Origin of the sequence: Salinivibrio sp. IB574 (assembly GCF_001996205.1) — a bacterium.
In the GTDB taxonomy this organism is placed as follows: domain Bacteria; phylum Pseudomonadota; class Gammaproteobacteria; order Enterobacterales; family Vibrionaceae; genus Salinivibrio; species Salinivibrio proteolyticus.
In genome coordinates this window covers 75,076-95,441 of record NZ_MUFN01000021.1, presented here as the reverse complement: position 1 = coordinate 95,441, position 20,366 = coordinate 75,076, and the positions used below count along the sequence as shown (strand labels likewise).

Annotated in this window: 19 protein-coding genes, 1 pseudogene and 1 riboswitch; of the genes and pseudogenes, 10 read left to right on the top strand and 10 right to left on the bottom strand. The window is 49.6% G+C overall.

Features of this window, described 5'->3' with window-relative positions; all coding sequences use genetic code 11:
- Position 1 precedes the first annotated feature (1 nt).
- The 5 genes from cydD (at position 2) to infA (ending at position 5,292) form a co-directional block, all read left to right on the top strand.
- Positions 2–1,771: a cysteine/glutathione ABC transporter permease/ATP-binding protein CydD gene (gene cydD / locus BZJ17_RS11660; protein ID WP_077640824.1), complete on the top strand. Its 1,770-nt coding sequence runs from the start codon at positions 2–4 to the stop codon at positions 1,769–1,771.
- Complete coding sequence (cydC, locus tag BZJ17_RS11655) at positions 1,764–3,482, top strand: cysteine/glutathione ABC transporter ATP-binding protein/permease CydC (RefSeq protein ID WP_077640823.1); 1,719 nt, start codon at positions 1,764–1,766, stop codon at positions 3,480–3,482. Before cydD ends, cydC begins: the two co-directional genes overlap by 8 nt.
- Positions 3,483–3,502: 20 nt before the next feature.
- Positions 3,503–4,222, top strand: coding sequence for a leucyl/phenylalanyl-tRNA--protein transferase (gene aat, locus BZJ17_RS11650; protein ID WP_077455189.1), 720 nt, complete (start codon positions 3,503–3,505; stop codon positions 4,220–4,222).
- A complete protein-coding gene (locus tag BZJ17_RS11645) occupies positions 4,219–4,944 on the top strand; it encodes an arginyltransferase (RefSeq protein ID WP_077640822.1) in 726 nt (241 codons plus the stop codon). The genes aat and BZJ17_RS11645 overlap by 4 nt, the downstream gene beginning before the upstream one ends.
- A 129-nt stretch (positions 4,945–5,073) precedes the next feature.
- Positions 5,074–5,292, top strand: a complete 219-nt coding sequence (infA, locus tag BZJ17_RS11640) for a translation initiation factor IF-1 (RefSeq protein WP_069588804.1) — start codon at positions 5,074–5,076, stop codon at positions 5,290–5,292.
- Between the two features lie 67 nt (positions 5,293–5,359).
- Here infA and clpA read toward each other — a convergent pair whose 3' ends face one another.
- Together clpA and clpS are read right to left on the bottom strand one after the other, a co-directional pair.
- A complete protein-coding gene (gene clpA, locus BZJ17_RS11635) occupies positions 5,360–7,615 on the bottom strand; it encodes an ATP-dependent Clp protease ATP-binding subunit ClpA (protein WP_077455191.1) in 2,256 nt (751 codons plus the stop codon).
- A 43-nt stretch (positions 7,616–7,658) separates the two neighbouring features.
- Positions 7,659–7,979 (bottom strand): ATP-dependent Clp protease adapter ClpS, encoded by a 321-nt coding sequence (clpS, locus tag BZJ17_RS11630; RefSeq protein WP_069588801.1) that lies wholly within the window; start codon positions 7,977–7,979, stop codon positions 7,659–7,661.
- A gap of 823 nt (positions 7,980–8,802) precedes the next feature.
- Between clpS and cspD the strand changes: the two genes are divergently transcribed.
- Entirely contained in the window at positions 8,803–9,024 is a 222-nt protein-coding gene (cspD, locus tag BZJ17_RS11625) for a cold shock domain-containing protein CspD (RefSeq protein ID WP_069588926.1), read from the top strand.
- Between the two features lie 112 nt (positions 9,025–9,136).
- Here cspD and BZJ17_RS11620 read toward each other — a convergent pair whose 3' ends face one another.
- Positions 9,137–9,718: a thymidine kinase gene (locus BZJ17_RS11620; protein ID WP_069588799.1), complete on the bottom strand. Its 582-nt coding sequence runs from the start codon at positions 9,716–9,718 to the stop codon at positions 9,137–9,139.
- Between the two features lie 129 nt (positions 9,719–9,847).
- Positions 9,848–11,431 carry a Na+/H+ antiporter NhaC family protein gene (locus BZJ17_RS11615; protein ID WP_077640821.1) on the bottom strand — a complete coding sequence of 528 codons (1,584 nt, stop codon included), beginning with the start codon at positions 11,429–11,431 and terminating at the stop codon, positions 9,848–9,850.
- An 85-nt stretch (positions 11,432–11,516) separates the two neighbouring features.
- A riboswitch (Lysine riboswitch) is annotated at positions 11,517–11,697 on the bottom strand.
- 276 nt (positions 11,698–11,973) lie between these two features.
- Between BZJ17_RS11615 and BZJ17_RS11610 the strand changes: the two genes are divergently transcribed.
- On the top strand, positions 11,974–12,399 hold the full coding sequence (locus tag BZJ17_RS11610; protein ID WP_069588796.1) for an H-NS family nucleoid-associated regulatory protein: 426 nt from the start codon (positions 11,974–11,976) through the stop codon (positions 12,397–12,399).
- 78 nt (positions 12,400–12,477) lie between these two features.
- On the opposite strand, the gene BZJ17_RS11605 is transcribed toward BZJ17_RS11610, so the two are convergent.
- Both BZJ17_RS11605 and BZJ17_RS11600 read right to left on the bottom strand, forming a co-directional pair.
- A complete protein-coding gene (locus tag BZJ17_RS11605; protein WP_069588794.1) occupies positions 12,478–13,452 on the bottom strand; it encodes a lytic murein transglycosylase in 975 nt (324 codons plus the stop codon).
- Between the two features lie 12 nt (positions 13,453–13,464).
- Positions 13,465–13,740: a YcgL domain-containing protein gene (locus BZJ17_RS11600; RefSeq protein ID WP_077640820.1), complete on the bottom strand. Its 276-nt coding sequence runs from the start codon at positions 13,738–13,740 to the stop codon at positions 13,465–13,467.
- Between the two features lie 274 nt (positions 13,741–14,014).
- Here BZJ17_RS11600 and minC point away from each other — a divergent pair, with 274 nt between their 5' ends.
- From minC to minE, 3 genes and pseudogenes are all read left to right on the top strand, one after another.
- Positions 14,015–14,677, top strand: a complete 663-nt coding sequence (minC, locus tag BZJ17_RS11595; RefSeq protein ID WP_077640819.1) for a septum site-determining protein MinC — start codon at positions 14,015–14,017, stop codon at positions 14,675–14,677.
- A 17-nt stretch (positions 14,678–14,694) separates the two neighbouring features.
- Positions 14,695–15,507, top strand: coding sequence for a septum site-determining protein MinD (gene minD / locus BZJ17_RS11590; RefSeq protein WP_077455195.1), 813 nt, complete (start codon positions 14,695–14,697; stop codon positions 15,505–15,507).
- A 1-nt stretch (position 15,508) separates the two neighbouring features.
- Positions 15,509–15,777, top strand: a pseudogene (gene minE, locus BZJ17_RS11585) (cell division topological specificity factor MinE).
- Between the two features lie 52 nt (positions 15,778–15,829).
- Here the strand turns inward: minE and rnd are convergent.
- The 4 genes from rnd to BZJ17_RS11565 all read right to left on the bottom strand — a co-directional run bounded on the left by rnd (position 15,830) and on the right by BZJ17_RS11565 (position 20,362).
- Complete coding sequence (rnd, locus tag BZJ17_RS11580; RefSeq protein WP_077640818.1) at positions 15,830–16,966, bottom strand: ribonuclease D; 1,137 nt, start codon at positions 16,964–16,966, stop codon at positions 15,830–15,832.
- An 86-nt stretch (positions 16,967–17,052) separates the two neighbouring features.
- Positions 17,053–18,744 carry a long-chain-fatty-acid--CoA ligase FadD gene (fadD, locus tag BZJ17_RS11575; RefSeq protein ID WP_069588781.1) on the bottom strand — a complete coding sequence of 564 codons (1,692 nt, stop codon included), beginning with the start codon at positions 18,742–18,744 and terminating at the stop codon, positions 17,053–17,055.
- Positions 18,745–18,865: 121 nt separating this feature from the next.
- Complete coding sequence (locus BZJ17_RS11570) at positions 18,866–19,810, bottom strand: alpha/beta hydrolase (protein ID WP_241824900.1); 945 nt, start codon at positions 19,808–19,810, stop codon at positions 18,866–18,868.
- 3 nt (positions 19,811–19,813) lie between these two features.
- Positions 19,814–20,362 (bottom strand): Slp family lipoprotein, encoded by a 549-nt coding sequence (locus BZJ17_RS11565; RefSeq protein ID WP_241836795.1) that lies wholly within the window; start codon positions 20,360–20,362, stop codon positions 19,814–19,816.
- Positions 20,363–20,366 lie beyond the last annotated feature (4 nt).

The following is a 20,366-nucleotide window of genomic DNA, read 5'->3' as shown; positions in this document are numbered from 1 at the left end:
TATGGATAAATCTAAACAGCGGGCGCTAACGAAATGGCTCAAGTCGCAGAGCGTGTTAGCCAAACCCTGGTTAGTTGCGACGATTGGCATAGCCTTTACATCTGGACTGCTACTCATTGCTCAAGCAGCGCTCCTCGCCCATTTGCTTTATCAGCTCATAATCGAACAAGCCGATAAATACAGTTTGCTGCCCAGTTTCTTTGGTCTGGGGGCCGTAGTATTACTGCGTGCGGCCTGTAGTTGGGCTAAAGAGCGAACGGGCTATCGCTGTGGCCAAACCATTCGCCACCATATTCGCCAGTTGATCTTGAATCGTCTTCATGAACTCGGCCCCGAGAGTATTCAAGGTCGTCCGGCGGGCAGTTGGGCTAGCTTGCTCCTCGAGCAAGTCGAAGAATTACAGGACTTCTTTGCCCGCTATTTACCGCAGATGGCGATTGCCGTATTGATCCCCGTGGTGATTCTCGTCACCGTGTTCCCCATCAATTGGGCCTCCGGCTTGATATTCTTGATTACCGCGCCGCTGGTGCCCTTTTTTATGGCCTTGGTGGGGATCAAAGCCGCCGACGCAAATCGCAAGAATTTCAAAGCACTGCAACGACTGTCAGGCTATTTTTATGACCGTTTGCGTGGCTTACCGACACTGCGACTGTTCAATCGCACTGATGCAGAAGCCGAACAACTGCATCTAGCGTCACACACCTTCCGCAAACGAACCATGGAAGTGCTACGACTGGCTTTCTTGTCGTCCGCCGTACTCGAGTTTTTTACGGCCATTTCCATTGCAGTCGTGGCCGTCTATTTCGGTTTCAGTTTCATTGGTGAACTTAACTTTGGCCACTATGGTGCCCCGATATCGCTATTTACCGGCCTATTTGTGCTGGTGCTCGCGCCTGAGTTTTACCAGCCATTACGTGATCTTGGCACGTTTTATCACGCCAAAGCCCAAGCGATTGGGGCTGCCGAATCCATCGTCGAGTTTCTCGATGCGCAACCCGATACCGGCACACAAGGCCAAGAGACACCCGATCTCGAGGCTGTGACCATCACCGCGCGCGATCTCGAAGTGCTCAGCCCTGATGGCCATGTCTTGGCTGGGCCGCTCAACTTTGACGTCAAAGCCGGTGAGCATATTGCACTTGTCGGCGTCAGTGGCGCAGGCAAGTCGAGCCTGTTGAATGCACTGCTCGGCTTTTTACCCTATCGCGGCAGTCTGGTCATTAACGGTTGTGAGCGCCGAGCGCTCTCACTCACCCATTGGCGCCAAGCGATCAGTTGGGTAGGCCAAAATCCACAGCTATTTCATGGCTCTATTCGTGACAACATTGCGCTCGCCAACCCTGATGCCACGCCAGAGTCGATTAATCATGTAATGACACAAGCCTATGTCGATGAGTTTGTCATGCGTCTGACCGACGGACTGGCTCATCCCGTTGGCGACCGCAACGGCGGACTGTCAGTCGGCCAAGCACAGCGTATCGCGGTTGCACGTGCTTTATTGCAAGACGGTGCACTATGGGTATTGGATGAGCCGACGGCAAGCCTCGATGCCCACAGCGAACAACTGGTCAATTTGAGCTTACACACAGCGACCCAAGGAAAAACCTGTATTCAGGTGTCACACCGCCTCGATGCGCTCGACAACTGCGATCAGGTTTGGGTCATGGCTGATGGCGCCATCACTCAGCAAGGCAAATTCAAAGATATCGCCGCTCAAGGGCAGCTTGCTGACATGCTGGCCTCAGCAGACAGGAGAAATCTCGATGCGTGAACTACTCCCCTACTTACGCCTGTATAAGCGTCACTGGTTTGGTCTTAGCTTGGGCATGGTGTTGGCGTTTGCCACCTTGTTTGCCGCGATTGGCCTATTAACCTTATCGGGCTGGTTTATCGCTGCGGCGGCCGTGGCTGGACTCACTGGCATGGCCACCTTCAATTACATGTTGCCCGCTGCTGGCGTGCGTGGTTTTTCTATCGGCCGTACCTTTGGGCGCTGGGCAGAGCGCGTCGTCAGCCACAATGCCACGTTTAAATTGCTTGCCGACCTGCGGGTAGCGTTTTTCCGTAAGCTTGCGCCTTTGGTGCCGGATCAAACCCTGAATGTGCGTGATGGCGACCTGCTCAATCGCATGGTGGCCGATGTTGATGCGATGGATCACGTCTATCTGCGCTTGGTCAGTCCCATGGTTGTTGGCGCCCTCGGTGTCCTTGCTGTGAGTCTGTTTTTGGGTTGGTTCGACCCAACCTTAGGGCTAGCGTTAGGCGGCTGTTTATTGGCGTTACTGCTGGGGTTACCCGTTATTTTTTACCATCTTGGTAAGCAACATGGACGCGAGCAATTAGAACAAAATGCCGCTACCCGAATCGCCCTACTCGATTGGCTGCAAGGCCATGCCGAGCTCGCCCTTTTTGGCGCAGAATCCCGTTATCGTGCACGGGTTAATGACAGTGAAAAAGCCATGCTAGCCGCGCAAGCGAACATGGCAAACGTCACCGGCTGGGCGAATGCGGTGCTGATGGCGGCAACCGGTTTAACCTTAGTTTTGATGATTTGGTTAGCTGCCGATGGTGTGGGTGGTCGCTTGCCCGATCCGCTTATTGCAATGGTCGCGTTTACCACTATGGCAAGCTTTGAGTTGATGATGCCCATCACCGCGGCTTTCCAATATTTGGGGAAAACCCTGACCGCGGCTAAGCGGCTCAACCGGATTACCGAGCGTACACCCAGTGTCTATTTTCCGCCGCAAGGACATGCCGATGCGGTGCAAGGTGAGCTCAAGCTGGATAACGTCAGTTATCAATACCCAGAAACTGCAAACCCTGCATTAAACCACATTTCTTTGCACGTACATGCGGGGCAAAAAGTGGCGCTACTCGGTCGGACCGGATGTGGAAAATCAACCCTGCTTAGCTTGTTAACGCGCGCATGGGATCCAAGCAACGGTGAGATCCATCTTGATGGCAAGCCGTTACGTCAATGGTCAGAGCCGGCGTTACGCCAAGCGATTTCTGTCGTCACGCAACGGGTCGACATGTTTAATGGCACCTTGCGCGATAACCTGCTCTTGGCATGCCCGCAGGCCAGCGACGAGACACTGACGCAAGTGTTAACCCAAGTAGGCTTGCAAACCTTGCTGGCCGAGCCAGGACTCAATGCATGGATGGGAGATGGAGGCCGACAGCTTTCTGGTGGCGAACGACGACGGATTGGTATTGCGCGTGCCCTTTTGCATGACGCACCTATCGTTTTATTAGATGAGCCAACCGAAGGGTTAGATGTGCAAACGGAGGCGCAGATCCTATCCTTACTACAGCAACATTGTGCAAACAAAACCGTGGTGTTTATCACTCACCGCTTGGTCGGGCTTGAGCAAATGGACACCATTTGTCTCATGGATGCCGGTGAGATTGTCGAACAAGGCGATCATGCTGCACTCATGACGGCAAACGGACGCTATGCACAACTGCGACAACGCTTGTAACACATGGAGAGACTGCGGGTATGACCCTCTTTTTGCCGCCATTAGCGGCAGATGATTTTCGCTTTCCTCCGGTGAGCGATGCACTCGCTCATCCAGATGGCCTGTTAGCTATTGGCGGCGATCTCTCGGCTGCACGGCTCATGTCTGCCTATCGTAGCGGTATTTTCCCTTGGTTTGGTGAAGAAGACCCGTTGCTGTGGTGGTCGCCAAGTGAACGGGCCATCATTCGTCCCTCTGACTTTCACGTCAGCCGCAGCTTGCGCAAAGCGGCGCGCAAAAGCCAAGTGACCGTGACCATCAATCACGCCTTCGAGGCAGTGATTCATCAATGTGCCGCCATCAGGGGCCCTGAGCAAACTTGGATCACCGACCAGATGCGTGAGGCCTACCTCGCCCTTCACCAGCAGCACGATGCGCACAGTGTCGAAGTGTGGCAAGAGGATCAACTCGTAGGGGGATTGTATGGTGTCGCCGTAGGACAGTTTTTCTGCGGTGAATCCATGTTTTCGCTTATCGATAATGGCTCAAAATTCGCGCTTTGGCAGTTTTGTCGTCACTTTCAAGCTCAAGGTGGGCACTACATCGATTGCCAAATGATGACGCCCCACCTTGCCTCTCTCGGCGCCAAGGCATGGCCTCGGGATGAGTTTATTCACGCCCTATACGCGGCGCGAGACACGCGCTTAAAAACCGCATATATGCCGCACGTTATCGCGGACTTTCGTGAGAGGCAGTCATGAGCGTCGCGCTAAAAGTCGGCCTTACTCCAGCTTCTCGCTGCCAATATATATCGACAGAGAACGAACAGCTCGCGGTCGTGTTATCCCCCGACATGCACCACCCTGCGGGTTACCAGCAACTGATCAACGCCGGTTTTCGCCGCAGTGGTAACATGATGTATCGCCCGCATTGTCCTCACTGTAATGCGTGCCAATCCTTGCGCATTGATGTTGGCGCGTATCAACCAAGTAAAAGCCAAAAGCGCCATCGCAGCCAACTAAAACGGCTGCGGGTAAAGGTTAGCGACCAGCTCGACCCAAACTGGTTTTCACTTTACGATCAATACATCACCGCGCGCCATGCTGATGGCAATATGTACCCAGCTAAAGCGGAGGACTTTATTGCCTTCACCCATAGCGACTGGCTTCACCCCTGCTTTATTCATTTGTATGAGCCTAATAACGGTGAAGAGACCTTGGTTGCGATTGCCGTTACTGATGTGCTGAGTGACGGTTTAAGCGCCTTATACAGCTTTTTTGACCCGTTCCATCGTTTTTCATTAGGACGCGTCTGCATTCAAGCTCAACTTGAATATGCCAGCGCCGAGAAAAAATCGTGGCTTTATCTGGGCTATCAAATTGATGATTGTCCAGCCATGCGTTATAAAGCGGATTACTTCCCGCACCAACGCTTTATAAATCACCAATGGCGACCCTTTAGCTTGCCTATATCCACCGCTTAGTGGCTATTTTTTCTAGCAAGCTTGGCGTCAACAGGGTAAAATTCGCACCCGAACTTTACAGACTTTCAGAATAGAGGCATTATCTGTCGGTCAAAAAATTGGCTAAAACAGTAAGCCTAAGAGGATTCAATGGCAAAAGAAGACGTAATTGAAATGCAAGGTACCGTGCTAGACACGCTACCTAACACTATGTTCCGCGTTGAGCTAGAGAACGGTCACGTGGTGACTGCCCACATTTCAGGCAAGATGCGCAAAAACTATATCCGCATCCTGACCGGCGACAAAGTCACTGTTGAAATGACCCCTTACGATTTGTCGAAAGGTCGCATCGTTTTCCGTTCGCGTTAATCCTCATAACGCGATCAAAAAACCCGGCGCATGCGCCGGGTTTTGCTTATCAGACTTCTCCTACGCTCTATGCAGGTTCCATCTGGTCGCTGAATTGGAAATCCAAGCGGTTGTTTTTAAGCACAACACGCACTGTCCCACCGTTCACTAGGCAGCCAAACAACAGCTCGTTTGCCAACGGCTTTTTCAGGTTGTCTTGAATCACCCGGCCCATTGGACGCGCGCCCATAGCTTTGTCATAGCCCTCTTCGGCAAGCCAGCGCTTCGCTTCGGAGGTCACTTCCAAAGAGACCCCTTTCGCATCCAGCTGAGCTTGTAACTCAACAATAAACTTATCAACCACTTGCAGAATGACCGTTTCATCAAGGTGATTAAACCAAATGATGTTATCTAAACGGTTACGGAATTCCGGTGAGAACACCTTTTTGATTTCCGACATCGCATCGTGACTGTGATCTTGTTGAATCAAGCCAATAGACTTACGGACCGTCTCTGCCACACCGGCGTTGGTTGTCATGACCAAAATAACGTTACGGAAATCCGCTTTACGGCCGTTGTTATCGGTCAACGTCCCGTTATCCATCACTTGTAGCAACAAGTTGAACACGTCCGGATGCGCTTTTTCGATTTCGTCCAGTAGCACTACCGAGTGTGGATGCTTGATCACTGCATCAGTTAACAAACCACCTTGGTCGTAACCCACGTAACCTGGAGGCGCACCAATCAGTCGACTCACAGTGTGGCGCTCCATATATTCGGACATATCAAAGCGCTGTAACTCGATTCCCATGGCACGTGCCAGTTGCACCGTGACTTCGGTTTTACCCACACCGGTTGGCCCTGCGAATAAGAACGAACCCACAGGCTTGTTTTCCTCGCCTAGCCCCGCTCGGCTCAGCTTAATCGCTTCCGACAGCGCCGTAATCGCCTTGTCTTGACCGAACACCAGCATCTTCAGCTTATCTTCCAACGACTGAAGCACATCTTTGTCCGAGGAAGATACTGATTTTTCTGGGATACGCGCCATCTTGGCAATCATCGACTCGACGTCCGCAACATTCACGGTTTTCTTACGCTTGCTCGCTGGCGCCATCCGACAACGCGCCCCAGCCTCATCAATCACATCAATCGCTTTATCTGGCAAATGACGCTCATTGATGTATTTAGCCGACAGTTCAACCGCCGCACGGATCGCCTTGTTGGTATAGCGAACCTCATGGTGCGCTTCATATTTCGGCTTCAAGCCCATCAAAATCTTTGTGGTGTCATCGATAGACGGTTCAATGACATCGATTTTCTGGAAACGACGGGCTAACGCACGCTCCTTCTCAAAGATGGAGCCATATTCTTGGTAGGTTGTTGAGCCAATACAGCGTAACTTACCGCTGCTTAACAATGGCTTAATCAAGTTTGCGGCATCAACTTGTCCACCACTCGCCGCCCCTGCACCGATAATGGTGTGGATTTCGTCGATAAAGAGTACGGCATGATCTTCTTTCTCAAGCTGCTTCAAGATGGACTTAAAGCGCTTCTCAAAATCGCCACGATATTTGGTACCCGCAAGAAGCGAGCCGATATCAAGCGAGTAAATCACGCAATCTTTGATGACATCAGGGACTTGCCCTTCTACGATTCTCCATGCGAGGCCTTCAGCGATAGCGGTTTTACCCACGCCGGCTTCGCCGACTAACAGCGGATTGTTCTTACGACGGCGACATAGCACCTGAATGGTGCGTTCCAGTTCCTTGTCACGACCAATCAACGGATCAATGCCCCCGACCCGCGCGAGCTGATTCAGGTTGGTGGCAAAGTTTTCCAGTTTATCTTCACCGGGCTCGCCACTCGCCTCTTCAGCGCCCATGTCGCTACTCGGCAAATCGTCGTTGTCGTCTTTCGTTGTGCCGTGAGAGATGAAATTCACCACATCCAAGCGACTCACGTCGTTCTTTTTCAAAAGGTAAGCCGCGTGAGACTCTTGCTCGCTAAATATCGCGACCAATACGTTCGCACCACTCACTTCGCTGCGCCCTGACGATTGCACATGGAACACCGCGCGTTGCAGTACGCGCTGGAAACTCAATGTCGGTTGCGTTTCGCGTGATTCATCATCAACAGGGATAAGAGGGGTCGTTTGCTCAATAAACGCATCGAGCTCTTTACGCAGGCCATCTAGGTCTGCGCGACAAGCTGTCAAGGCTTCTTGAGCGGCGGCGTTGTCAATTAACGCGAGAAGCAGGTGCTCCACCGTCATGAATTCGTGGCGCTTTTCACGCGCACGTGCAAAGGCTCCGTTGAGACTCGCTTCAAGTTCTTTATTCAGCATAAGGCACCTCCCTCAATAACCGCGCTAAAGCGTGCCGGAGAAATCATGCTTTCTCCATGGTGCACAGCAATGGATGACCATGCTCTTTGGCGTACATCATCACTTGTGCCACTTTTGTTTCCGCTACCTCTGCGGTGAATACACCGCAAACGGCTTTTCCTTCGTAGTGCACCGTCAGCATGACTTGCGTCGCTTTGTCCACGTCCATGGCAAAAAACGTCTGGAGCACTTCAATGACAAACTCCATCGGCGTGTAGTCATCGTTGTTCAGCACCACCTTGTACATAGATGGCGGTTGTAGCTTCGTCTTCTCTGACGCTGCGATGTCAGCATCAGGGAGCGCCCACTCGTTCCAATTACTCATAACCACTTACAATGCATTGTTTGGGTGTCTAGGCTGTCGTTGTGGCGGGGCGTTGCTGCCATCCACTGATCCCGTCCACCTATCTTTAAAGTTAAGCCACAGATTGTATTCCAGCAACCCTTTCAATGCGAACAAAGTGTGTCTGTGCAATTGTTAGTCACTTACTGATATATCTAGGGGTAAAAGTGCTAAAACGTTCACCGTTCAATAAAAAACATCTCAGCCCTCACCATAAGCAATGTACAAAAATAAAGACATTTCACGGCTATAAAGTGGAAACAACTGTGTTGATGGGATTGAAAAAGGGATTTGCGCTAAATCTATCTCAGTATTTAGACGTAAGAAATTATTCATAAAACAACAAAGTTTATTACACCCAATGATTGCGATTTCATTCACGCTACTAGGTTATCTCATCTTGTATAGTGAGATAAATAACTCTAGATACAACACATAACTAGCTGAATTTATAACAATTAAGTGACATTCCACCTATAACAAATAGCGACGTACCGAGCATCCATAGTGAGAGGTGACTCGATAGATTCATGAAAATGACATTATTGTTTTTTATGCATTTATCGTCAGGCTCTCACACTTTTCCGGATTACTATGAAAATGTTGTTATAAGTTATTATCGATACTTGACTGCCTAAAAGTATCTACTACAGTGGGAATTGTGGTAGATAAACTAACCACTTTTTGATCGCACGCTCACCATCTTGAGCAAATGCTGTCTGATGCGTGCTAGCGCAGAGGTCATGAGTGGGCACTTAGTTTATTGCAAGGTATGCAAAAGTTTGATGCAAGAGGGATGTTTCGCATGGAAACTGGTACAGTAAAATGGTTTAACAATGCCAAGGGATTCGGCTTTATTTGTCCTGAAGAAGGAGAAGGCGACGTTTTTGCGCATTACTCAACAATCCAAATGGATGGATACAGGACGTTGAAAGCGGGTCAAACCGTCAGCTACGAGGTTCAAGAAGGACCGAAAGGCTACCATGCGAGCCAAATCGTCCCCGTTGAACAAGAAGCAGCGAAATAACAACGCGTTATTCGCGACGGTTACAAAGGAAAAAGCGAGCGCATTGCGTTCGCTTTTTTTCGTACTCGGCGCGCTCTACCTTATCGAGACACTCGCCCATCGCAGGCCATGCTCATAGTAAGCCAAGAGCTTCCTTATAGTGCAACCGGCAAACCGACACATAACGCTCGTTACCACCGATCACAACTTGATCGCCATCAGCGATCGCATTGCCATTCGCATCTTGGCGGATCACTCGATTGGCTTTACGACCACAATGACAAACCGTTTTTAGTTCTACTAACTTATCCGCCCAAGCGAGTAAGTATTGAGAGCCTTCAAATAGCTCTCCTCGAAAGTCTGTGCGTAATCCATAACACAACACAGGAATACGCAATTTATCGACCACATCAGTTAACTCAAGCACTTGCTGCTTGGTGAGAAACTGGCTCTCATCCAGTAACAAGCAGTCTACTTTTTCGTGTTCTTGAATGGCTGAAACATGTTCGAATAAATTGGTTTCATTGTGGTATAGGTGCGCCTCTGTCTCTAAACCAATTCGTGAGCTAATTTTTCCCTGACCATATCGGTCATCGATTGCCGCTGTATATAACAGGGGCTGCATGCCTCGCTCTTGATAATTAAAGGCTGATTGCAAAAGTGTTGTCGACTTACCGGCATTCATTGCGGAGTAATAAAAATAAAGCTGCGCCATTGTTATCTCGGATTATTCGGTCATCAGGCTTAAAATCAATCCAGCATGCTACCGGATCTCATCAAAAAGGAAAGCCCCGACCAGCGGGGCTTTGCGCTCAATCCTATTATGAGGTAGTTACGAGCGAGATTAGGCCATGGCTTTGCAAGGGCGCTTTTTCAGCCACAGTAGCGCAAAACAAAGCGCGACAAAGGCCAGTGTCGTGGCGGCAAATGCCAACCATAGTGATGCGGTAAAGCCAAGGACAAAAAAGCCAACCGCGGACACCAGAGCGCCACCAATCGCATAAGGTAACTGTGTCGAGACATGATCAATATGCCCACAGCGTGCCCCTGTGGATGACAAGATGGTGGTATCTGAGATCGGTGAGCAATGGTCACCAAACACCGCACCGGCTAATACCGCCGACAGCATAGGTAACATCAAGGAAATTTCCGTCGCCGCAGCCAGATCGCCCGCGATCGGTAGCATGATACCAAAGGTTCCCCATGAGGTGCCGGTCGCAAATGCCATCACTGCCGCGAGTGAAAAGAGCACAACAGGGAGTAGCTCAGATGGCATATTGCCCTGCACCAATGAAGACAGATATTTACCCGTTTGCAAGTCGCCGATGATATGGCCAATAGACCATGCAAACAGCAGAATAAGAATGGCCCCAAACATGGATTTCGCCCCGACCCATAAGGTTTTGCTGATCGCAGGCGCACCAATCCCTTGTTTGATCGTCATGGCTAAAGCAACGATAAGTCCAGCTGCGCCTCCCATCAGAAGGGACATGCCTACATCAGTATTCTCAAACGCGCCGAGTACTGAGAAAGATACATCGTCACCTGCCAACGCTTGTGCACCGGTGTAGAGCATCGCACTGATGGTCGCCACAACGAGGACCACAATCGGTAACACCAGATCAGAAACCGTGCCGTGCTCGCTTTCTTCAATCCCAAGATCGTCACAAAGATCGGCACAATTGTCGCTTTCATCCCCTAAGCGACTGCCTTTTTTTGCTTGGTATTCAAATTGACGCATGGGGCCAATATCAAGCTGAAACCAAATCACTGCAAAAACCAGCAGAAGCGCAAAGATTGCATAGAAGTTCATCGGGATCATGGTGACAAAGGCGCCGAGCGGCGTGTAATCAGTCACCCCATGTGCGACTAAAATCGAGCCGATGACGGTAATGATATAAGCGCCCCAGCTCGAAGCGGGGGTGATAACACACATAGGTGCGGCGGTCGAATCGAGAATATACGCCAGCTTGGCTCGAGACACATGGAAGCGATCGGTCACAGGGCGCGAAACAGCCCCCACCGCCAAGCTATTAAAATAGTCATCTACGAAAATAAATACGCCCAAGAAAGCCGCCAGTAGCTTTGCTCCTCGTTTGCTTTTAATTCGGCTCTGTGCCCAATTTGCAAACGCTCGTGTTCCTCCAGAGAGCGACAATAAAGCGGTGATCATCCCGAGTAGTACGAGGAAAGCAAGAATACTCATATTCCAGCTATTAATGCTGCCGTCAGCCACAAATAGGCCGGCAACCACATCAAAAAGGTATTGCGCCGATGTCCCTAGGGAAAAGTCAGCGAGTAGCAAGGTACCGAGTACAATCCCCATGCCTAGCGACAACAGCACGCGGCGTGTTGCAATGGCAAGGCCCAAAGCCAGCAAGGGTGGAAGTAACGATAAAGCGGATGAAGAAAAGTCTGTTAAGTTCATGATCTCAATATCAACCAATTGGTTGGAGATCTACTGCAGAAACGAAGACTGGTAAGGCGTGGTAACACACAGCAAACAACTTGCCTCCTACAGTAGCGCTCCATAGTGTGTCCTAATTACTATGGCAGTGCTGCCCCTATTCGGTAACAGCCCCAGCACAGTCGGCATGATGGCCTTACTGGCTTCGGCGTTGGCTCCTTTCATGTGCGGTCACTGGCATCACCCTCGTGCACATTACTTATAAACAACGCACCTCTACGTTAAGAGTGGAGCATTCTACACAAGATGTTCACTATCGCAACTGTTCACGCACAAAAAGCCACCACTTAAAACGTCACACTATCAAGTGTCGATGAAATCAGTCGCAACCACTCAAAATTTGGGCATATTTAAAAAAACACCCTTAAATATGGGTAACAAATATTGCGAACAGAAAATAAATAATGAAAAATAGGCACTAACTATTTTATGTAATATTGTATATTTCACTTATACTGTTACCATCCGTTCAATTAACATATAAATCAAATAGGAACCCAATAATGTCTGATGCAATGAAAGCGTTACTTAACCTACGCAGCTTACGTGCTGTCGCGAAAGAAATGACCGCCGAGCAACTTAAAGAAGCGTTAGAAAAGCTGCAAACCGTCGTTGAAGAACGTGAAGAGATTGAGCGTCAAGCGCAAGAAGAAGAAAAAGCACGCCTAGCGAAACTAGAAAAATACCGTGAGATGTTAATCGCCGATGGTATTGAACCTGATGAACTCATGAAATTATTAGGTGGTGCAAGCAAGTCTAAATCAACAGGCAAGCGCGCGGCACGCCCTGCTAAATATCAATACACTGATAGCGACGGCTCGGTAAAAACATGGACCGGTCAAGGTCGTATGCCGAAAGTGATCCGTGAAGCAACCGAAAATGGTAGCGCGAAATTAGAAGACTTCTTGATCCCTGGCCAACAAGCCTAAGTGTTGCACATAAAGATAAAAAAAGAGGCCGGACGGCCTCTTTTTTTTATCTGATTCGTAAAACTCTGTCATCATCCATTAACCAAACTTTATCCGGTCTGCCAAATGACTGACTGCTAACGCAAAGTAGTGCGAACGGTTCCATTTCAACAAGCTTTGATAATTGTTATAAACCAAATAAGCTCGTCCAAGTTCATCATCAGGCTGAATCAACCAAGCTTGAATATCGACATTCGGCAACGCTTGGCCATTAAGACGCGTTACACCTAATGCTTGCCATTGATTCAATGACAGCGCCTTATTACTTTCGACACCAAGTTTATTCCTATCTATATGCTTTGGTAATTTAACTTGGCGTCCCCATGTGTACGTATCGTCCCAGCCAGCTTGTTTTAGATAGTTCGCCGCAGAAGCAAAGACATCAGCTTCCGTTTGCCAAATATCTTTTTTACCATCTTGGTTCCCATCAACCGCATAATGAAGGAAAGACGTCGGCATAAACTGGCTTTGCCCCATTGCACCGGCCCATGAACCTTTCATGTTTTCAGGCGCAATATGCCCTTCTTGCAATATGGTCAGTGCTGCCATTGTTTGTTGGCGGAAAAAGGCTTCTCGACGCCCATCATAAGCCAATGTGGCCAGTGCTTCGATAACATTGTAGTTGCCTTGCAGTTTGCCAAAATTACTTTCCACGCCCCACAAGGCTACAATGAAACGAGGCTGAACCTGATATTCCTCACCGACTTTTTTTAGCGCCGCATAATGTTTTTTATACAGCGCTTTCGCCTGATCGACTTTCCAATCCGGTACGGCGCGGGGAATGTATTCATCCAAGGTTAAACGCCGCTCAGGTTGATTTCGATCGGCACTGACCGCCCGTTCATGATACTCAATGCCAGCAAACGCGCGTGCCAGTATATCGTCATCAATCCCTGCTTGACGCGCTTCCTCTTTCAATGATTCGACGTACTGATCAAACCCTTCTTTTGCAAATAGCGGCCCCGAGGTAAAAACTGAGGCTGCAACCAATGCTGAAATCAAACCTTTGCGCATACGCTTCCCTAATTACAATTTTTCATTCTTGTTTCGGATAGCCTGCAACGCCGCATCCGGTGGCGGTGGTAATTGTAGAAAGAACCCTTCGTTTTGCAGACTTTGTTTCACTTTCTCAATATCAACAACCGCAAGTCTTTCTCGCTTACCGAGATCAATCATCATGGCAAACTCTGGTTGTCCAAAACTGTTCATTAATGCTTCTGGCACATCATCGAATTTATCTCTCCCCGGTACATAAAGATAGGTGCCTTCTTTCTTTTTGCTACGATAAATTGCGCAATACATCTCAATGTCCTCATCAGCATGCCATAACGATGGCGAAATAGTGTCATCGACGAGTTAAGGTTTGTTAGGCTTTGCCGCAAAATGTGTCACACAATGCTCACTAAACGCGGCTCACATCGCGCACCATGACAAGAAATCGCCAAAATTAGGGGGCAATGTCCGCCGAATATCAAACCCTGCTTGCCGCATCGATGCTGTGAATATACCATGCTATCCAACGTCTGATAATGCGCGTTTGACTCGCGTTTCAACGATATAACCGGAATCAAACAACATGCACAAACACCCGGAGTTGAAAGGCTCAACTTTTACTTTGTCTGTTCTTCATCTTGTGGATGACAATTTTACTGAAGCGGCCGCCATTTTGGCTGATAAGGTTTCTCAAGCCCCCGCATTTTTTGAAGGCGCGCCTGTGGTGGCGGATATCAGCCGTTTAAAGCTATGCCCAGATCTCACCGCTTTAAAGTACTGTTTAAGTGAAACTGGGATGATTTTAGTCGGCCTTACTGGCGTCACGCATAACGATACCCGCCAGCAAGCCAAATCGGTGGGGCTTGCGGTACTCAAATCGAGCAAGCAATCTCGTGTTGCCGATCCGATTCAAACCCCCACTAAAGTGGTCACGAATCCCGTGCGCTCGGGACAGCAAATCTATGCCAAAAATGCTGACTTGGTGGTATTGAATCATGTCAGTGCCGGGGCGGAAGTCATTGCTGATGGCAGTATTCATATTTACGGCGTGCTGCGCGGCAGAGCCATTGCCGGCGCCAGCGGCCAGCAGCAAGCGCGTATTTATTGCCAGAATTTACAATCAGAATTATTGTCAGTAGCCGGTAGCTACTGGCTAAGCGACAAAATTCCATCTGAGTTTATTGAGCGCCCCGTCATGGTCTCGCTCAATCAAGAAAGCTTACAAATAGACCCCCTCACGCTATAACAGAATAAGGACGAGGAATGGCACGAATTATTGTAATTACCTCCGGTAAAGGCGGTGTTGGTAAAACCACGTCGAGTGCAGCACTCGCGACGGGACTCGCCATGGCTGGCAAAAAAACCGCAGTGATTGATTTTGATATTGGTCTTCGTAATCTCGATTTAATTATGGGATGTGAGCGCCGCGTGGTGTATGACTTTGTCAACGTGATCAACGGCGAAGCCAACCTTAATCAAGCGCTGATCAAAGACAAACGGGTTGAAAATCTATTTATTCTTCCAGCCTCACAAACTCGTGATAAAGATGCGCTCACCAAAGAGGGCGTCGAGCGGGTGTTAAAAGAGATGGATGAGCTTGGGTTTGAATACATCATCTGCGATTCGCCTGCGGGTATCGAAGCTGGCGCCCTCATGGCCCTTTATTTTGCCGACGAAGCCATCGTCACGACCAACCCTGAAGTCTCTTCGGTGCGCGACTCTGATCGCATTCTGGGCATTCTCGATTCAAAATCTCGCCGCGCCGAAAACGGTGAGGAACCGGTTAAGCACCACTTGCTCTTAACCCGTTATAACCCAAGCCGCGTCACCAACGGCGAAATGCTCAGCGTGTCGGATGTTGAGGAGATCTTACGTATCCCACTGTTAGGGGTCATCCCAGAAAGCCAGTCAGTACTGCATGCCTCAAACAAAGGCGAGCCTGTGGTTCTCGATCAAGAATCGGATGCGGGACAAGCGTATGAAGATGCCATTGCAAGATTGCTTGGCGAAGAGCGCCCATTCCGCTTTATTGAGGAAGAGCGCAAAGGTTTTCTAAAACGCTTATTTGGAGGCTAATGTGGCATTGCTAGAGTTCTTTCGGCCAGCCAAGAAAAATCCGCCAACATTGCAAAAGAGCGCCTGCAAATCATTGTTGCGGAGCGACGCAGTGCAGATAGCCCTGCCCCAACCTATTTGCCACAGCTCAAGCAAGATATCTTAGATGTGATCCGTAAATATGTGGATATCGGTCCAGAGCAAGTCTCCGTGAGCCTCGAGCAAGGGGACGACGATCTTTCCGTCTTAGAGTTAAATGTGACTTTGCCCGAAGAAGGGAAAGAGAGCTAAAGCGTGAGCCTCGTTCGCTGATTGTAGAAAAGCGGTGCTAAGCACCGCTTTTTTAATGCGTCACTGGCGCACTAGGAATCATCTCTATCAGGCGCTTGCCAATCAGAGTATATCGCCACCCTTGTGCGAGGTCTGGGCGTTTATCCTCCGCTTTATGCTCTCGCCATACCCAACTGATCAACTGATTCAATTGCTTCTTTGAGCCAATAAACTCTGGTACAAAACCCTGCTCATCCGCACACTGTTGAACGCTTTCTTTGAGCGTCTTAATCACGGCTTTGTAACCCGGCTCATCGACTAAACGCGTGATGGGTTGTGGCCACTTCGCTTTAGGAAGCTTCTCAGCTTGCTTCGCCAGCGTGATCAAAGTTTGGGCATGATAGCGAATCTCAAATTTATCAAAATCATGCGCTTGCATTTGCTCAACGCTACGAATTCCAAATCGCGCCATTTTCCAAAGGTGAAGCTCTTTCACTATGAAATTAAGCGCAATATCGCGACGTCGTGCCTCTTTCGCGCGCCACTTTGCAAGCGATTGAAGTACCGCCAATTGATTCGGCTGCAGCTGCCACGCGTATTTAATATCAAGATATGCCAGCGAATCCTCTTTGGGTTGGCGCTTTTTGTCACATAAGCGGGTACATTCTTCTTGCAACGCCGCTTGCCACTGTGTTTTTGCCAAGGCTTTCTCAAGCGCTTGGTACAGAGGCATCAAATAATACACATCCGCCGCCGCATAATGCTTTTGCTTATCGGTTAGTGGGCGCGCACACCAATCAGTGCGTGATTCGCCTTTATCAAGCGCCACTCCCACATAGGTATTCACCAAACTCGCAAACCCCTCTGATACACCGTGCCCTAAAAAAGCAGCCATCAGCTGGGTATCCACCATAGGGGTAGGTAAGGTACCAGCATAGTGTTGGAACACATCTAAGTCTTCACTACTGGCATGCAATACTTTGGTGACATTGGTGTCAACCAGCAATGCCCACAACGGGGAAAGATCCTCGATTTCAATCGGATCGATGAGTACAAGTTGCTCACCATCATACAATTGCACCAACCCAAGTTGCGCGTAAAACGTACGGGTACGCACAAATTCGGTATCGACCATCACAGCAGGTTTCTGGCGCATTTTTGCGCATACGTCGACAAGTTGTTGATGTGATGTGATTAGTTGATAATTCACAAGTTAGCCTATAAAGAAAATGCCGGCAATGCCGGCATTTCGTGATTCGTTACGCTCCAGTTTACCCTTTTCGCGGGCAGCACGCATCAAGCAGAAGCTTTTTGCGGCGCCTTAGGGGCTTCATCGCGTAACTCTCGGCGCAAGATTTTACCTACATTGGTTTTCGGTAGCTCATCGCGGAATTCAACCACGCGAGGCACTTTATAACCGGTCAGGTGCTTACGGCAGTGCGCTATCAGATCATCACGGGTCAGCGACGGATCCTTTTTCACCACACAAATCTTAACGACTTCGCCTGAGTTTTCGTCTGGCTGACCAATCGCGGCCACTTCCAATACCTTATCATGCAGGGCGACCACATCTTCCACTTCATTGGGATAGACGTTAAAGCCTGATACAAGGATCATGTCTTTTTTACGATCGACGATGTGTAAGAAGCCGTCATCATCAAACTGCACCACATCACCGGTTGCCAACCAACCGTCTTCATCGATACTTTCACGCGTCGCCTCTGGTCGGTTCCAATAACCTTGCATCACTTGCGGACCACGCACCAACAATTCGCCCGGTTGGTTATCGGCGACATCTTCACGATTCTCATCCACAATACGGACTTCCGTAGATGGGACGGGCAAACCGATCGACCCGTTGTAATCACGCAAATCATAAGGGTACGCCGCCACAAGCGGTGAGCACTCGGTTAAGCCATAGCCTTCTAGGAGGTGCTTACCGGTCAGTTTTTTCCAGCTTTCTGCGACAGCGCGTTGTACCGCCATGCCACCACCAACAGTAAGGCGTAAGTTGGAGAAATCTAACTCATGAAAATCTTCGTTGTGTAGCAAAGCGTTAAAGAGGGTATTCACCCCTGTAATCGCCGTAAATGGATATTTTTGTAGCTCTTTGATAAAGCCCGGAATATCACGCGGGTTGGTGATCAACAGGTTCTGTCCACCCATTTCAATAAACAGCAGGCAGTTTACGGTTAGCGCAAACACGTGATAAAGCGGTAGCGCGGTCACTACCAACTCTTCGCCCACGTTTAGCACCGGTTGATAGGTGCCTTTCGCTTGGTAGACGTTGGCCAACATGTTGCGGTGCGTCAAGATAGCGCCTTTCGCCAATCCAGTGGTACCACCCGTGTACTGGAGGAAAGCGACATCATCACCTTTTAAGAAAGGTTTTACATACTGCATACGGCGGCCACGGCGGAGCGCATTACGCATCGACGTTGCGTCCGGCAAATGGTATTTCGGTACCATTTTCTTGACGTACTTGACCACAAAGTTCACTAACGTGCCTTTCGCACGAGGGAGCTGGTCCCCTAAACTCGTAAGGATCACGTGCTTAACGGGTGTATTCTCCACCACCTTTTCCAAGGTGTGAGCAAAATTGCTGACAATCACAATCGCTTTCGCACCTGAGTCAGTCAACTGGTGCTCCAACTCTCGCGGCGTATATAAAGGGTTGACGTTAACCGCCACACAGCCTGCTCGCAAAATACCGAACAACGCAATCGGATACTGCAGCAAATTCGGCATCATGATCGCCACACGATCGCCTTTTTGTAATTTCAGCTCGTTTTGCAGGTACGCCGCAAATGCGCGGCTACGCTCTTCGAGCTTACGGAAGGTCATGACCTGGCCCATGTTAATAAAGGCTGTTTGGTCAGCGAACTTTTGCACTGAGTGTTCAAACATCTCAATCAAAGAGCGATGGGCATCTGGATCTATTTCCGCCGGCACATCCGACGGGTAACGATTAAGCCAAACCTTTTCCACTGGCTTTCTCCTATGTTTTAGCTTGCAGGCTATACTGCCCGCTTCGATCGACGCGAGATTCTATTCAAACAGGTGTTTAACCCGTCCACCATAGCGTTAACATTATTTTTACACGAGCATTTTAAGTGCGCGTTTGAATTTTGGTCACAAAATCTGTTACCCACGATGCAGCCTGTTGCGGTTGTTGAAGGTGACAGTGATGCGTACCCGGCAGGTCCACCACCTGTAATTGGCGAAACCCATGCATCCGTTGCTGAGCATCCTGCGAACGCAATGCAGGATAGCCATCCGTTCCTCGAATGGCGAGAGCAGGACAGTGAATTGCCCGAATAATCGATTCACAATGCGCGGGCGACATCCGATAAAGCGCATCCCCGCGCAAATGAGGATCGTGTCGCCAAGTGATACCTTGAGGAGTCTCCATCAATCCGCGAGCGACTAATGGCAAAAGCGGTTCAGCTGCCACTTTATTGATGGAGGCGCGTAATTGTAGCGCCTGAAATGCAGAATCAAAGTAGCGTTGGCGCTTTTGACGCTGCTTTAAGCGTTGATCAAGACTTTTCGCCAATCGGTTGGTTATCTGTTGAGCAGGTTCAGCCATCGGGCCGAGCGCTTCTATCATTACCAGTGCAGCAATGCGGTCTGGAAAAGCAGCGGCATAGCAACTCGCCACCAGCCCACCGAGTGAGTGGCCAACCAAGATCAGTGGGCCGGAGAAGTGCTGTTGATAGAGCACTTGGTGTAAATCATCCAAGTAGTCGTAGAAGGGGTAGTAGTAGTCGCCCGGTTTATGTTCTGACAGACCGTGTCCGGGCCAATCAAACAATAATAATCCCCACTCGCTGGGTAAATAAGGCACCAGAGCATGAAAACTGGCTAGGTTATCTTGCCAGCCGTGAAGCATGACCAAAGTAGGCGCACCGCTTGCCGCCGGACGGGCAGCTCCCGCGACACGCGTTGAGGCCAGTGAGAGCGTGAGTGGTTCTAATCCACTCGACAGGCCGATCATCGCTGGATTTGCCTGAAGTGCCTCATCAAGTTGCGCCGACAGTGGAGAATGCATCATTGGTTAGGGTAAAGTGATCACGCTTTGTACTCGCCCAGTCCCGACGCCTACCCGAACGCGCGAGCAATATAGCCCATAACAATAAGGGCGGTCGTCATCGATAACCTTTTGCTCAATGTTCCACAGCTGGTGTCCTTTGACTGACAATACAGGGTAAGCATATTCATAGTCCCCGACTTTACCCATTTGCTGTTCAACAAACTCACCCAGCACCGTAATAGGACGCCCTTTCGCATAGTCTGCAGGATCGACAAAACCGCTAAAAACCGCTTTAAATCGACCCAGTGATGATGCACCAATATCGGGGCGCCCCGCACTGGAGGTGGGCAACGCGACGATTTCGACTACCGAGTCCGTTTCGCGGTTTTCAACACTGGCGATCATGCCGCCCATGCGCACTTCTTCACCCTGATTGGCTGCGGTCATACTGGCTACGACTGGGTACTCGGTTACCGGCTGATCCATACGACCTTTTAAACTGTCAGGCAAGGTACTGCAACCGGTTAACAGTAGCGCCCCGATCATCAGCAATCCGGTTGGCATTAACTTCATCACA